Raw genomic sequence first — 15093 nt, 5'->3', positions numbered from 1 at the left:
TTTGCTGAAAGGGTCTGATCGATCAGAACGCCGTGACGCCCCCGTCCACTGCCAGCGAGTGACCGGTGGTGAACGCGGCGCCGTCGCTACACAGGTAGAGCACGGCGGCGGCGATTTCTTCGACTTTGCCGATCCGGCCGACCGGGTGCATGGTCGCGGCGAATTCGGCTTTGCGCGGGTCGGCTTCGTGGGCGCGGCGGAACATGTCGGTGTCGATCACCGCCGGGCACACGGCGTTGACCCGGATGTGTTTCTTGGCGTACTCGATGGCGGCCGATTTGGTCAGGCCGATCACCGCGTGCTTGGACGCGCTGTAGATGCTCATCTTTGGCGCCGCGCCCAGTCCGGCGACCGATGCGGTGTTGACGATTGCCCCGCCACCCTGGGCCAGCATCAGCGGCAACTGGTGTTTCATGCACAGCCAGACGCCTTTGACGTTGACGCCCATGATCGCGTCGAACTCGGCTTCACTGCCTTCGGCGAGGCGGCCCTTCTCAATTTCGATGCCGGCGTTGTTGAAGGCGTAATCGACACGGCCGTAAGCGTCCACGGCCTGGGCCATCATCTGCTGCACCTGAGCGTCCTTGGTCACGTCACACGGCAGAAACAGCGCTTCGCCTCCCGCCTGCCGAATCAACTGGGCCGTGCCCTCGCCGCCCGCGCTGTCCAGATCCACCACCAGCACCTTCAGGCCGTGTTCGGCGAACGCCAGCGCGGTCGCTCGGCCAATGCCTGCAGCGGCGCCGGTGACCAACGCAACCTGGCCGGAAAACGTCATGCTCATGGGATCGTCCTTTTTTTGTACGTATTAATAGGGGCACGGCACATGCCGTGGTGGGCCGCAGCTTAGCGGTCGCGACACAATCGGCGTCAGCACTATCAGGAGGCCGGTTGCCGGGCCATTGGTGGCGATGATGATCCGCGAAGTGCGCCATCAGCAGCATGGATCGGCGGGCATTCGGTAGAGTGGCATTCCTTGCTGTCCGGACCGTTACGGTCTATCACTGCCGCTTCGCCGATAATCGAGAGCCTGCCATGACTGCCTTGAACAACCGCCAATTCCTCCTCGCACGCCGCCCGGTGGGTGCTGCCACCCGTGAAGATTTCACTTTCCAGACCGTGCCCGTTGCGGAGCTCGCCCCGGGACAGATCTTGGTGAAAAGTGAATACCTGTCCCTGGACCCGGCCATGCGCGGCTGGATGAACGAGGGCAAGTCGTACATCGCACCGGTCGAGCTGGGAGCGGTGATGCGCGCGTTGGGTGCGGGCAAGGTGATCGAGTCGCAGCACCCGAAATTCGCGGTGGGCGATCACGTTCAGGGCGTGCTGGGAGTGCAGGATTATTTCGTCGGCGAGCCCAAGGGCTTCAACAAGGTCGATCCCAATCTTGTGCCGCTGCCGGTGTACTTGGCGGCGCTGGGCATGACCGGCATGTCGGCGTATTTCGCCCTGCTCGAAGTCGGCCAGCCCAAGGCCGGTGACACCGTGGTGATTTCCGGCGCGGCCGGTGCGGTGGGCAGCATTGCCGGTCAGATCGCCAAAATCAAAGGCTGCCGGGTCATCGGCATCGCCGGCGGCAAGGAAAAGTGCCAAACGCTGATGGATGAGTTCGGCTTCGACGGCGCCATCGACTATAAGATCGAGGACATCCACGCCGCCCTGAAACGCGAATGCCCCAAGGGCGTGGACGTGTATTTCGACAACGTCGGCGGCGACATCCTCGATGCGGTCCTGACCCGCCTGGCGTTGAAGGCGCGGGTGGTGATCTGCGGCGCCATCAGCCAGTACAACAACAAAGAAGCCGTCAAAGGTCCGGCCAACTACCTGTCGCTGCTGGTCAACCGCGCACGCATGGAAGGTTTCGTGGTCATGGACCATGCGGAACACTTCGCCAAAGCCGGGATGGAAATGGCCGGCTGGCTGGCCCAGGGCAAGCTGAAGAGCAAAGAGCACATCGTCGAAGGCCTGGAAACTTTCCCCGAAACCCTGCAGATGCTGTTCAAGGGCGAAAACAGCGGCAAGCTGGTCCTGAAGGTATGAGGTGAAGGCGAGACCGCAAGGGGTGAGCCGTCGCTGATAATCCGCTGAACAACTCACGGATAACGCTGCCAAAACCACCAGAGGGCGCACTCTGGTGTAAGCTCGTGCGCTGTTGATCCGACCCATCGAGAGGCTTATGCGGGCTCCCTTCCGACGTTCTACCCTTGCAGCGCTGCGCGGTTTTGAATCCTCCGGCACGGCGATCACGATTCTGCCGAGTGCCGCCGATTACCGGCAGACGCTGCTGGCAAAGATTGCCGCCGCCACCCGGCGGATTTACATCGTTGCCCTGTATTTGCAGCAAGATGAAGCCGGCCAGGAAATGCTCGATGCGTTATATGCCGCCAAGGCTGCGCAACCGGCGCTGGACGTCGTGGTGCTGGTCGACTGGTTCCGCGCCCAACGCGGCCTGATCGGCGCCGGCAAGCAGGCCGGGAACTCGGCGTGGTATCAGGCGCAGAACCTGGAACACGACCAGGAAGTGCCGGTGTATGGCGTGCCGGTGCAAACCCGCGAACTGTTCGGCGTGCTGCACCTCAAGGGTTGCGTCGTCGACGATTGCGTGATTTACAGCGGCGCCAGCATCAATAACGTCTATCTGCACAAGCTCGGCAAATACCGGCTCGATCGCTATCACCTGATCGACAGCAAAGGCCTGGCGGACTCGTTCCAGCGCCTGGTGCAGCAGGATATTCTGCCGTCTGACGCGGTGCATCGCCTCGACCTGCCCTCGCCGCCCAGCTCACGCAGCCTGCGCGGGGAGATTCGTCAGTTCCGTCAGCACCTCAAGCGCGCCAGCTATGACGTCAACGACGGCGTGCGGGACAACGGTGGGTTCCGGGTCATTCCGCTGCTGGGCATCGGCAACAAGAACCCGCTGAGCAAAACCCTCTGCGACCTGATCGCCGCGACGAACGAGCAACTGACGCTGTGCACGCCGTACTTCAACATGCCGCTGGTGGTGAAGCGCGAGATCAACCGTGCGCTGAAGCGGGGCGTGAAGGTCGACATCATCATCGGCGACAAGACCGCCAACGACTTTTTCATTTCGCCGGAGGAGCCGTTCAAGGTGATCTCCGCGCTGCCGTATCTGTACGAGATCAGCCTGCGTCGCTTCATGCAGAAGCATCAGACGGCGATCGCCAAGCATCAGTTGAATATTCATTTGTGGAAAGACGGCGACAACACCTATCACCTCAAGGGCCTGTGGTCGGACGACCGTTATACCCTGCTGACCGGGAATAACCTGAACCCGCGGGCCTTTCAGCTGGACCTGGAAAACGCCGTGCTGATCGATGATCCCAAGGGCGAATGGCTGAAGCCGCGCGCGGAAGAGATTGCGCTGCTGATGCGCGATACCCATCGGGTCGGCAAGTTCGACGAGCTCGACACCCTGAGCGAATACCCGGTCGGCGTGCGCACCTTCCTGCGCCGTGTCAGCCGGGTCCGCGTCGAGCGCCTGCTCTACCGGATTCTGTAAGCCCATGGGCAAAAGCACCGGCGTGCGTGCGCAACAGGCCGATCAGACCCGGGCGCGCATTCTTCAGGCGGCGATCACGGTGTTCACCCGCGACGGCTATTCCGGCGGGCGCATCGAGAAGATCTCCGCCGAAGCCGAGTCCAACGACCGGATGATTTATTACTATTTCGGCAGCAAGGAGAAGCTGTTCGTCAAGGTGCTTGAGCACACCTACGAGCAGTTCAACCGCGCCGAAAGCCTGCTGTCACTGGATCCGTCGACGCCAGTGGAGACGCTGCGCCAGTTGGTGGCGTTCGTCTGGGACTATTACGTCAGCCATCCGGAATTCGTTGCCATCCTCAGCATCGAGAACCTGCACAAGGGCAAGCACGCGCGCCAGTCCGGTGAGCTGCGACGCCTGTCAGGCGAAGCCGTCGGCGTGCTCAGACCGATCATCGAGGCCGGTCAGGCGCAGGGGCTGTTTCGGCAGGACCTCGACATCAAGCACGTGTATTTGATGATCGCCTCGCTGTGCTACTTCTATAACTCCAACCTGCACACCCTCAGCTCGTTCCTGGGCCAGGACATGGCGGCGGAGGGAGAGCGGACGGATTGGTTGGCGTTTATTCAGGACCTGGTGATGCGCGGGGTGGCGAAGGCCGCTCAGACGCCACACATCTAAACTGTGGGAGCGAGCTTGCTCGCGAAGGCGCCGGTACATCCGCTGAATATTCTGTGGCTGAGATACCGCTTTCGTGAGCAAGCTCACTCCCACAGGGGCCAGTACATCCGCCAGATATTTAGCGGTCGAAATGCAGTCTTCGTGAGCAAGCTCACTCCCACAAAAGCCAGTACATCCGCCAGATATTTAGCGGTCGAAATGCAGTCTTCGTGAGCAAGCTCACTCCCACACGGACTTTATTCAGCACAGGTCCAGCGCAGTCCCTGAAGAGTAAGTAAATCCCTCAGGCTTACCCAATCAGTGCGTTCCGGGATTGGCTTTCAAATGCGCCACCTTCTCTGACAACCCCGTCCACTGCGGTTCATTCGGCGCAAATCGGCTGCGCAGGTACGCCGCCAGGTCGCTGATCTGGGTGTCGGACAGGCTGTCCTTGAAGCCCGGCATGTAACCCAGATCTGCCGTCGCCGGTTTGTCTATTCCCTGCTGAATCACTTTGATCAGATTGTCCGGCAGCGCGCTGTGAACGTTGGTGTTGGTTGCCAGCGACGGGCTCACGCCAAACAGCTTCGGCCCCAGACCGTCGGCATGACACCCCTGGCACGAGCCTTCGAACACCCGCTGGCCATTGCTCAACGACTGGGGCGAAACGCTGGGCATCTCTGCCAGACGAGTCGCCGTCGCCGGACGGGCATCAGCGCTGCCGGACGCCGGCTCATTCAACGCCGCCAGATACACCGCAATCGCCCGCACATCGCTCTTCGGCAGTTTCGCCAGTTCCGAGACCACCGGCCCCATCGGCCCAGCGGCCACACCGTGGGCATCGGAATACCCGCTGCTCAGGTAGTTGAACAACTGATCCTCGGTCCACGGCGTCGGCGCTTTCGACAGGCTGTTGAGCGCCGGCGCTTCCCAGCCGTCCACCGTGCCGCCCGCAAGAAACGACGTGCCGCCCTTCTCCGCCCCCAGCAGATCCCGGGGTGAATGACACGCTGCGCAATGCCCCAATCCATTGACAAGATACTGACCGCGATTCCATTGCGCGCTTTGCTGGGGCTGCGTCTGCACCTCGCCTTTGCGCAGGTACAAGGCATTCCAACCGGCCATCAACGGTCGCACATTGAAGGGGAAGCGCATGTCATTGGCGGGCTGAACCTGTTTTACCGGTGTCTGCGACATCAGGTACGCGTACAGCGCCTGCATGTCGGCGTCTTCGATATTTCTGAAAGCCGTGTAGGGAAACGCCGGATAAAGGTGTTTGCCATCGCGACTGATGCCGTCACGCATCGCCCTTTCGAACGCCGGATAGGACCAGTTGCCGATGCCGGTCTCCGGGTCCGGGGTGATGTTGCTGCTGTATAAAGTGCCGAACGGCGTCTGCATCGCCAGCCCGCCGGCATTGCTGGCGCCATTCGGGGCGGTGTGGCAGACCGCGCAATCGCCGACCGCTGCCAGCAAACGCCCGCGCTCCAGGGTCGCCGACGACCAGGTGCCCGATGAAGGCGGCGTGATCGGCGCGATTTCCCCACGCCAGGGTAATGCGGTCGCGGCCATGCCCAGCAGCGCACCGAACGCTGCGAACAAGGAACCGAACAGCCATTTCGAACGTTTGGCTTTCGGCGATTGCGGGGGTTGGCTGTTGGCCTGCGTGCCTGCGCTGTTCAGCGCGGCAAGAATGCGTTCCGCCGTGATCGGCAGCTCGCGAAAGCGAATCCCGGTCGCGTCGTACACAGCATTGGCGATGGCCGCCGCGCTCGGCACCGACGCCGATTCCCCGGCGCCCATGGGCGGCTCGGCCTGGCGCGGCATCATCATGACGTCGACCTTCGGCACTTCCGGGAACGTCAGAATCGGGTAGCCGCCCCACTCCTTGCTCGCCACCGTGGATTCCTCGAACGTCACCCGCTCCTTGAGCACGCGGCTGGTGGACTGAATGACGTTGCCGTGAATCTGGTGCTGCACGCCGGCCGGATTGACCATCATGCCGGCGTCGTGGCCGATCACCACGCGGGTCACCGACACATCGCCGGTGTGCTTGTCGATTGCCACGTCCGCGACCCATGCCGCCCAGGCCGCGCCGAAGCCGGGAAACTTGCTGTGGATGTAGCGCGCGTAGGCAAAACCGCGCCCGCGCAAGACGCCGTCTTCTTCCGGGATCTGCATCGGTTGGGTGCGCGGCGCCCAGTCGGCCCGGGCGGCGGTGGCACGAACCAGTTCGGCGGCACGCTCGTCGTGCAGATAACGAAGCCGGTACTCGATGGGGTCCACGCCGGCGGCGAACGCCAACTCGTCGATGTAGGACTCGTGTGCAAAGGTATTGGGAAGCGCCGACACGCCGCGCATCCACGACGCCCGCACAATCGGCGCCATGTCGTGAATGGTGACGCGCATGTGCTCGATGTCGTAGGGCGGGATCGAAGTGCGATCGCCCATTTCAAACATCGTCGCCACCGGTTCCACGCGCCCGGTCAGCAGCAGGGCCAGAGTCGGCGAGTTGTTCGACGGGTAGCGGGTGCTGAAGTCGTAACCGGCGATGCCGCCATCGGCATTAATCCCGCCGTCGACTTCCATCAATTGAGCGGTGCCTTTCGGCTCCCAGGCATGTTCCTGCTCACGGGTCAGTTGCACGCGCACCGGCCGGCCCACGGCGCGGGACAGCAACACCGCGTCGGCGCACACGTCGTCAGCGCAGTTGCGCCCGTAACAGCCCGCCGCTTCCATGCGGATGATGTCGATGCGCTCTTCAGGGTATTCCAGCAGCCAGGCCAGATCGGCGCGCAGCATGTGAGGGTTCTGCGTGCCGGACCAGACCCGAATGCCATCTTCGCTGTAGTCCGCCAGCCCACACGAAGGTCCGATGGAGCCGTGAATCTGGTAGGGCCACAGATAGGTTCGCGTCATCCGCTCGCTGGCCTGGGCCAATGCGTCATCGACATTGCCCTGATCGAGCACCACGCGCTCAATGCTCGGGTTGTCGCGAATCGCCTGCTCGATGTTGCCCATGTCCGGCAACTGATGCTGCCACGGCTTCCAGGTGACCTTGAGTTCGCGCGCCGCCTTCGCCGCCTGCTCTTCACGCATCGCCACTATGCCGACGAAGTCGCGAATGACCACCACGCGGACGATGCCGGGAATGTGCGCGATCGAAGATTCGTCCACGTCCAGCAGGCTGGTACCGACGAAGTCTCCCGTGTCGTAACCGGCATAGGGCGGACGTACGACGCGGCCATGGAGCATGTCCGGCAAACGCATGTCGTGCACGTAGGTCAATTCGCCAGTGGCCTTGCCCGGAATGTCCACACGGGCGGCGCCCTGCCCCACCAGTTTGTAGTCCTCCAGCCGCTTGAGTGGCGCATTGCCGGAGATGCGCAACTCGACGCGCTGATCGACCAGCAGTTGGCCAAAGGTCAGTTCGCGACCGTCCTGCGCCTTGATCGCCCCGCTTTCAATCACCAACGAATCCACACCGACCGCCCAGCGCTGCGCGGCCTGTTGCAGCAGGTAGCGCCGGGCCTCGGCGGCGGCATTGCGCAGCGGAATGGCGGAAATCTGCAGCGTGGCGCTGGCGATGGTCGCACCCTGATTCGGCGCACGCTCGGTGTCGCCCAGAATCATCGTCACCTGATCCATCTGCAGGTCCAGCTCTTCGGCGACGATCTGTGTCAGCGAGGTGCGGATGCCGGTGCCGAGGTCGACGTGGCCGTTGAAAGCGTAGACGCGGCTGTCTTGATCGATGGCAATGAACAGCCCCAGCTCCATGGGCCGGACCGTGGGCGTGCCGCCTTTGGCCACCGGACCGGACGGCGGCAGGATGTCGTCGACGATCAACAGCACGCCGTTTTGGGCGAGCAATTCATCGCGCGTGGGCAAAGTCTGGGTCATTGGACGGGATCCGGGCTGGGCTGATGACGCGCGGCACGCATGACCGCACTCAGGATTTCCAGGTGCGTGCCGCAGCGGCACAGGTTGGCCGACAGTTCGTTGCGGATCTGCGCTTCGGTGGGGTGCGGGTTGCGGTCGAGCAAGGCTTTGGCGGTCATGATCATGCCGTTCATGCAGTAGCCGCATTGCGCGGCCTGTTCGTCGATGAAGGCTTGCTGCACCGGGTGGGGGCGGTTTCGCGAGCCGATGCCTTCCAGCGTGGTGATCTCACGCCCTTGCGCGCCCGCCAGCGGAAACACACAGGAACGTGCGGCGACGCCGTCGATGATCACCGTGCAGGCGCCGCACTCGCCCAGGCCGCAGCCGTATTTGGGCCCATTGAGGTGCAGGTCATTGCGCAGGATCAGTAACAGCGGCGTGTCAGGCATTGCCGTGACGCGTGTGGCCTGACCGTTGACGTTCAGGGTCACGGTCTTCTCCGCCGCCCGCTGCGGCTCGCTCGTGTCAGCCTTCATGTGTTACCCGCTGTAGCTTGCATTTGATGAAGTGATTACTTAATGAAACGAGAGCAGGAAGCATGCCAGCGAAGAAAAGGCTGTAGGACGTTGGAGTTTCCGACGTAGATATATCGCCTGATGATGGGGGTCAGGCGGTGTTACTCATCGCCCTCATCGATCAGTTTGCGCAGCAGAAACAGTACAGCCACGCGTTCGGCGGGGTTGAGTTTGCTCAGGGTCAGCTCACTGATCTGCGCGGCGCGGGGCACGGTTTCCTGCACTAGATGCAGGCCACTGTCGGTCAGGCTGCAGATGACTTTGCGGCGATCCTGCGGGTCCGGCTCAAGGCTGATCAGGTCCCGGGCTTTCAGGCGATCGACGATGCCGCGAATGGTGGCCTGGTCCACGGCGGTGGCCTTGACCAGCTCAGTCTGGGAGCTGGGGCCGTGATCGCGCAGCGCACACAACGTCACGAATTGCACCGCCGTGAGCTGCGAATCACCGACGTTCTGCTGGAAGATCGCCAGATGCCGCTGATAGGCCTTGCGCAGCAAATGGCCCACTTGCTCGGAGAAGGTGTAGGACGAGTTATTGTTGGAAGGGTTGTCAGTGGACACGGATGGCTCGTTCGGCAGGATCTGGGAAGTGGTGGCTACAGTAACGTTTGCGGGGGTTGAGGGGAATCTTCGGAACGAGCGTGTTTTATTGCGCCAGAGATGCGCGTATGGATAAGGCGATATCGACTGTAGGAGCGTGGCTTGTCCCGCGATCTGGCGCGCAGCGGCAGTGATATTGCCAACGCGGTGCGTCAGTAAGAGCGCGATTGTCGGGTTTACGGCTGCTGCGCAGCCGATCGCGGGACAAGCCACGCTCCTACAGGTCCGCGGTGGGATGTATATCTGCCTCAGGCCCTTGAAGCCTCGGGGGCCACCACTTCCCCCGCCAGCACCACGGCCTGGTCGTCCAGATATATGTCACAACGGCGCAGCGGGATATCCAGGTGACACGGGGTTTTGCGGGTGCCGCCGACCTCGGTATTCGGCCCCGTGGAAAACAGGAAATTGCCGTAGAACGCTCGGGCGTCCATGCACATGCCGTCGTTCTTGTCGTGCAGGCCCATGGCCGTCCATTGGGCGCGGGGTTGCAGGCCCCAGCCGATGTGGGAAATGCCGTAGACCTCCGGATCATTGAAGTACTTCAGGTATTCGCGCAGGTACTCCGCCTCGAATCCACCGTGAATCCCGGTGATAAACCCCTTGTCGATCTCCAGGGTGATCTGCTCGCGGGAATAGGTTTTGAACGGCAGCACAATGTCGCCCACATCAATGACCAGCGTGCCCTCGGCGGTCTCTTCATTGGGCCAGGAGAACAGAAAACCGCTGGGCCAGTGATCCCAACGGCCTGGCTCGTCGGCGAAACCGTATTCGGTGACGGACGGGTATTGCCCCAGTTGCGCACGGAAATCGCTGCCGGCGCGGGACTTCACCTGAATCGACCGCGCCGCCTTCAGCACCTGTTCGGCGGCCAGCACCCGCTCCTTGTCGGCCACTGTCGGCAGCATGCGCGCCAGCACTTCCGGGGGCTCCACCGCCAGCAGAATCCGCGTGCCGGTCTTGAGGATCTGCTCCTGCTCCGGCGAGTGCAGCAGCATCATCGTGTCGACGATCAGGTCAGCCGCCTCCAGGGCACGTTGCGCCGCGATGTTGCCGGTCAGCGCGGTGTCGCCGCAGTAGGCGGTCATGTCATTGCCCATGGCTTTGGGGTGATTAAACGACGGCAGCTCGACCGCATACACCTTCGCGCCAAGGCGTTGGGCGGCGTCCATGGCCGCGCGCACCGTGCGCCCATCGGAGTAGTGGCTCTTGAGCACCGCCACGCTCTGGGTCGCGTCCACTTTCGACAGCTTCAGCACGTGTTCGAACATCTGGGTCAATTCGCAATCGCTAACCGGCATCTCTTCTCTCCTCTCGGGGGATGACCGGTCGGATGCACCATTGCAAGGCGTCGCGCATCAGACCAGTGCATTTTTTAAAGCGTACACACTTGTTTAAAGAGATAAGACATCAATCCGGACGCCGCTGCAATAGGCACGCCACTCTGTTACCTAACCACACAGATACCCGCATATACGGGTTACAGCGAGTGACATGTCTGTTTGCGACACCTCCGGCCGTTTCTGGAAATATCGGTTCACTTTTAAAAATATCAGCGTATACACTTTAAAAACCCAGCGACGCGACAGCCCTTCTTCGCCTCGCCGTCATCCAGAGCTCCTGTCATTCAGAGCTCATGAAACACAAAGGAATGCGCGCCATGCCAACCACGCAAAAAATCGCCATCGTCGGATCCGGTCTGGGGGGCGCTGCGGCTGCAACGCTGTTGCAGAAAGCCGGTTTCCACGTCGACATCTACGAGCAGGCCCCCGCCTTTTCTCGCATCGGTGCCGGGATTCACATGGGCCCGAACATCATGAAAATCTTCCGGCGCATGGGCATCGAGCAACAGCTGAGCGACATGGGTTCGCACCCGGATTTCTGGTTCAGCCGCGACGGTGCGACCGGCGACTACCTGTCGCGCATCGCCTTGGGCGAGTTCTCCCTCAAAGAGTACGGCGCGGCCTACATCACCGTGCACCGCGGGGACTTGCATGCGCTGCAAATGTCGACGCTGGCGCCCGGCAGCGTGCATTTCAGCAAATGCCTGACCACGCTGGAGGAACGCGACAACGGCGTGCGCCTGAACTTTGCCGACGGCACCCACGCCGATGCGGACATCGTGATCGGCGCCGACGGCATCAATTCGAAGATCCGCGAAGAGCTGCTGGGCCATGAGAAACCGCTGTACAGCGGCTGGGTCGCCCACCGTGCGCTGATCCCCAGCGAGGTACTCACCAAGTACAACCTGGAGTTCGAGAACTGCGTGAAATGGTGGAGCGAGGACCGTCACATGATGGTTTATCACACCACCGGCAAGCGCGATGAGTACTACTACGTCACCGGCGTGCCCCATGCGGCGTGGGATTTCGAGGGCAACTGGGTCGACAGCAGCCGGGACGAAATGTACGAAGCCTTCGCCGGCTACCACCCCACCGTGCAGGCCCTGATCGAGTCCACCGACAGCGTGACCAAGTGGCCGCTGCTCAACCGGAACCCGCTGCCCCTGTGGAGTCGCGGCCGCCTCGTTTTGCTGGGCGATGCCTGCCACCCGATGAAGCCGCACATGGCCCAGGGCGCCGGCATGGCCATCGAAGACGCCGCGATGCTCACCCGCTGCCTGCAGGAAACCGGCCTCAGCGACTACCGCACCGCGTTCCAGCTGTACGAAGCCAATCGCAAGGAACGCGCCTCTCGCGTGCAAGCGGTTTCCAACGCCAACACCTGGCTGCGCACCCAGGAAGATCCGGCCTGGGTCTACGGCTATGACTTGTACGGCCAGGCGCTGAAATCGGGGGTGGCGGCGTGAGCACATTCATTCATGGCGGCAACGTCCAGGCCAACGGTATCCGTCAGCATTACCTGCGCTACGGCGGCGACACGCATTTGGGCAAACCGGCGCTGATCCTGATTCCGGGCATCACCAGCCCGGCGATCACCTGGGGGTTCGTTGCCGAACACCTGGGCCAGTTCTTCGACACCTACGTGCTGGATGCCAGGGGTCGCGGGCTTTCTTCCACGGGGCCGGATCTGGATTACAGCGTCGACACCTGCGCCGATGACATCGGTGCGTTCGCCGCGGCCATGGGCATCCACAGCTACCACCTGGCCGGTCACTCGATGGGCGCACGTTTCGCCGTGCGGGCCTCGATTCGTTGCCCCCAAGGCCTGAAAAGCCTGGTGCTGATCGATCCACCGGTGTCCGGTCCGGGGCGTCGAGAATACCCGGCGAAGTTGCCGTGGTACGTCGATTCGATCCGCCAGTCGCAACAGGGCATGAGCGCCGAGGACATGCGCACGTTCTGCCCGACCTGGACCGAGGAGCAGTTGCAGTTGCGTGCCGAGTGGCTGCACACCTGCTACGAACCGGCCATCGTCCGCGCCTTCAACGACTTCCATGACGTGGATTTCCATCAGGACCTGCCGAATCTTCCGGTCCCTGCCCTGCTCATCGTCGCTGAGCGTGGGGGTGTGATTCAGGCGGAAGACGAGGCCGAGATCCGACAGCTGCAACCGAACATTCTGATCGCGCGGGTGGAAAACGCCGGGCACATGATCCCGTGGGACAACCTGCCGGGATTCTTTGCCGCGTTCGGCGATTTCCTGGGCACGCCGCTGACCTGACGGTCCTTGCTTATAACGATGAACAGGAGAACCCAATGACCGATTCACAAAGCGCGGACGCCAACTATCAGGGCGTCTGGGGCAATCGCATCGGTTTTGGTGCGAAACCGGCCTTGCTGATGATCGACTTCATGCAGGGATACACCCAACCCGGTGCACCTTTATATGCGCCGGGCGTGGTCAGCGCCGTGGCCGAAAGCGTCGAGCTGCTGGCCTGCGCGCGGGAACACGGCATCCCGGTGGTGCACACCAATATCCGCTACCACCCCACGCATTTCGCGGACGGCGGCATGTGGGTGAGAAAAGCGCCGGTGATGAAGGACATGGTCGAAGGCAATCCGCTGGCCGCGTTCTGCGAGGCCGTGCAGCCATTGGCCGAAGAGGTCGTCATCAGTAAGCAGTACGCCAGTTCGTTCTTCGGCACCTCACTGGCATCAATGCTGCACGCCCAAGGCATCGATACCGTCGTGCTGGCCGGTTGCTCCACCAGCGGCTGTATCCGGGCGACTGCGGTGGATGCCGTGCAGCACGGTTTCCGGACCATCGTCGTGCGCGAATGCGTGGGCGACCGTCACCCCGATCCCCACGAAGCGAACCTGTTCGACATCGACAGCAAATACGGGGATGTGGTTGGCAAGCAGGAAGCCATTGAGCAGTTGCGGGCCGTGAGCTCCAAACGTTAAGCCGCAAGCTGCAAGTGAAGCGCACGCGTTCCCCTCTTGCAGCTTGAAGCTTGTGGCTTGCCGCTGAAGTTCGCAGCCTGCCTCACCCATATCAGAACACCGCAAACACAGGCAAAATCAGCCGCCGCCGCGCTCACCGGTCGAAGAACCGCCAGGAGACACCCATGCCCTCTGCGAATGTAGAAACCTCCGCGAACTTAACCGTGGACCCGATCAAAGCGCTGTACACCAAGATCACCTGGAAGCTCATCCCCTTCCTGTGCTTCTGCTACCTGGCCGCGTACCTGGACCGCATCAACATCGGCTTCGCCAAGCTGCAGATGCTCGACCAGTTGCACTTCAGCGAGACCGCGTTCGGGCTCGGCGCCGGGCTGTTTTTCGTCGGTTATATCCTGTTCGAAGTGCCGAGCAACCTGGTGCTGGAAAAGGTCGGCGCGAAAATCTGGATCGCGCGGATCATGATCACCTGGGGCTTGCTGTCGTCCTGCACGCTGTTCGTCAGCACGCCGACGCAGTTCTACGTGCTGCGCTTTTTGCTCGGCGCCGCTGAAGCGGGCTTTCTGCCGGGGGTGCTGTTTTACCTGACCACCTGGTTCCCGACCTATCGCCGGGGTCGCATCATCGCGCTGTTCATGATCGGCCTGCCGCTTTCCAGCGTCATCGGCGGCCCGCTGTCGGGCTGGATCATGGGCCATTTCGACCAGACCGCCGGGCTGCGCGGCTGGCAGTGGCTGTTCTTGATCGAGGGCATTCCCAGCGTGCTGCTGGGGGTGATGACGTTCTGGGCGCTGCCGAATAACCCGAAGGAAGCCAAATGGCTGAACAGCACCGAGCAAACCTTGCTGAAAGGCGAACTGCGCCTGGACGATGCCGAGGGCAAGGACAGTAAGCACAGCTTTCGCGACGGGTTTTTCAATCTGAAAGTGTGGATGCTGGGCGGCATCGATTTCTCGATCTTGCTCAGCGCCTACGCCATGGGTTTCTGGATGCCGACGTTCATCAAGAACGCCGGGGTCACCGACACCTTCCACATCGGCGTGTTGACGGCATTGCCCAGCGTGGCGGCGCTGATCGGCATGCTGATGATCGGCGCCAGCTCCGACCGTCGTCGTGAACGTCGCTGGCACATCATCGTGCCGTTCTGGATCGGCGCCGTGGCCATGGCCGCCAGCCCGTTCTTCACCCATAACCTGGTCGCGACCGTCGCGCTGTTCGCCGTGGCGTCGGCCGCGATCATTGGCGCCGTGCCGGTGTTCTTCAGCCTGCCGGCCACATTCCTCAAAGGCCGGGCGGCGGCGACAGGGTTTGCGTTGGCCTGCTCGCTGGCGAACATCGCCGGGCTGGTGAGCAACTCGATGATGGGCATCGCCATCGACGTCACCGGCAGCAGCGCGGGCGCACTGTGGTTCTTTGCCGGGTGTTTGATTTTGAGCAGCCTGCTGGTGGTGGCGCTGCCGGCGAAGCTGGTGAATAGGTGATGACCGGCCTTGGGACGTTTAAGGCTCCGGACCGGCGACAGATTGATTTACGGTGAAGCGTTGTAAATAAATCAGTCCCCTTACTGGTGTGAAACGGC

General features: G+C 62.2%; 12 protein-coding genes. 7 read left to right on the top strand and 5 right to left on the bottom strand.

Going from position 1 to position 15093, the window contains the following annotated elements; translation table 11 throughout:
- Positions 1-22 precede the first annotated feature (22 nt).
- Entirely contained in the window at positions 23-784 is a 762-nt protein-coding gene (locus tag BBI10_RS14280) for an SDR family oxidoreductase (RefSeq protein ID WP_065989312.1), read from the bottom strand.
- A 251-nt stretch (positions 785-1035) separates the two neighbouring features.
- Between BBI10_RS14280 and BBI10_RS14275 the strand changes: the two genes are divergently transcribed.
- The 3 genes from BBI10_RS14275 to BBI10_RS14265 all read left to right on the top strand — a co-directional run bounded on the left by BBI10_RS14275 (position 1036) and on the right by BBI10_RS14265 (position 4181).
- Complete coding sequence (locus BBI10_RS14275) at positions 1036-2040, top strand: NADP-dependent oxidoreductase (RefSeq protein WP_065989311.1); 1005 nt, start codon at positions 1036-1038, stop codon at positions 2038-2040.
- Positions 2041-2176: 136 nt separating this feature from the next.
- The gene (pssA, locus tag BBI10_RS14270; RefSeq protein ID WP_065989310.1) at positions 2177-3520 is read left to right on the top strand and encodes a CDP-diacylglycerol--serine O-phosphatidyltransferase; all 1344 of its coding nucleotides are present in this window, start codon (positions 2177-2179) and stop codon (positions 3518-3520) included.
- Between the two features lie 4 nt (positions 3521-3524).
- Complete coding sequence (locus BBI10_RS14265; RefSeq protein ID WP_065989309.1) at positions 3525-4181, top strand: TetR/AcrR family transcriptional regulator; 657 nt, start codon at positions 3525-3527, stop codon at positions 4179-4181.
- A gap of 297 nt (positions 4182-4478) precedes the next feature.
- On the opposite strand, the gene BBI10_RS14260 is transcribed toward BBI10_RS14265, so the two are convergent.
- The 4 genes from BBI10_RS14260 to BBI10_RS14245 form a co-directional block, all read right to left on the bottom strand.
- Positions 4479-8060 (bottom strand): molybdopterin cofactor-binding domain-containing protein, encoded by a 3582-nt coding sequence (locus BBI10_RS14260; RefSeq protein ID WP_065989307.1) that lies wholly within the window; start codon positions 8058-8060, stop codon positions 4479-4481.
- On the bottom strand, positions 8057-8575 hold the full coding sequence (locus BBI10_RS14255) for a (2Fe-2S)-binding protein (RefSeq protein ID WP_065989301.1): 519 nt from the start codon (positions 8573-8575) through the stop codon (positions 8057-8059). Before BBI10_RS14255 ends, BBI10_RS14260 begins: the two co-directional genes overlap by 4 nt.
- Before the next feature lie 140 nt (positions 8576-8715).
- Complete coding sequence (locus BBI10_RS14250) at positions 8716-9174, bottom strand: MarR family winged helix-turn-helix transcriptional regulator (RefSeq protein WP_065989299.1); 459 nt, start codon at positions 9172-9174, stop codon at positions 8716-8718.
- A gap of 287 nt (positions 9175-9461) precedes the next feature.
- Complete coding sequence (locus BBI10_RS14245; RefSeq protein WP_065989297.1) at positions 9462-10511, bottom strand: 2,5-dihydroxypyridine 5,6-dioxygenase; 1050 nt, start codon at positions 10509-10511, stop codon at positions 9462-9464.
- Positions 10512-10870: 359 nt separating this feature from the next.
- Here BBI10_RS14245 and BBI10_RS14240 point away from each other — a divergent pair, with 359 nt between their 5' ends.
- The 4 genes from BBI10_RS14240 to BBI10_RS14225 all read left to right on the top strand — a co-directional run bounded on the left by BBI10_RS14240 (position 10871) and on the right by BBI10_RS14225 (position 14995).
- Positions 10871-12019, top strand: a complete 1149-nt coding sequence (locus BBI10_RS14240) for an FAD-dependent monooxygenase (RefSeq protein WP_065989295.1) — start codon at positions 10871-10873, stop codon at positions 12017-12019.
- The gene (locus BBI10_RS14235; protein WP_065989293.1) at positions 12016-12834 is read left to right on the top strand and encodes an alpha/beta fold hydrolase; all 819 of its coding nucleotides are present in this window, start codon (positions 12016-12018) and stop codon (positions 12832-12834) included. Before BBI10_RS14240 ends, BBI10_RS14235 begins: the two co-directional genes overlap by 4 nt.
- 35 nt (positions 12835-12869) lie before the next feature.
- Positions 12870-13517, top strand: coding sequence for an N-carbamoylsarcosine amidohydrolase (locus tag BBI10_RS14230; protein WP_065989291.1), 648 nt, complete (start codon positions 12870-12872; stop codon positions 13515-13517).
- Between the two features lie 164 nt (positions 13518-13681).
- A complete protein-coding gene (locus BBI10_RS14225; protein ID WP_065989289.1) occupies positions 13682-14995 on the top strand; it encodes an MFS transporter in 1314 nt (437 codons plus the stop codon).
- Positions 14996-15093: the final 98 nt, after the last annotated feature.

Source organism: Pseudomonas graminis (assembly GCF_001705435.1).
In the GTDB taxonomy this organism is placed as follows: Bacteria; Pseudomonadota; Gammaproteobacteria; order Pseudomonadales; family Pseudomonadaceae; genus Aquipseudomonas; species Aquipseudomonas graminis_B.
This window is presented reverse-complemented; position numbering and strand designations above follow the sequence as displayed.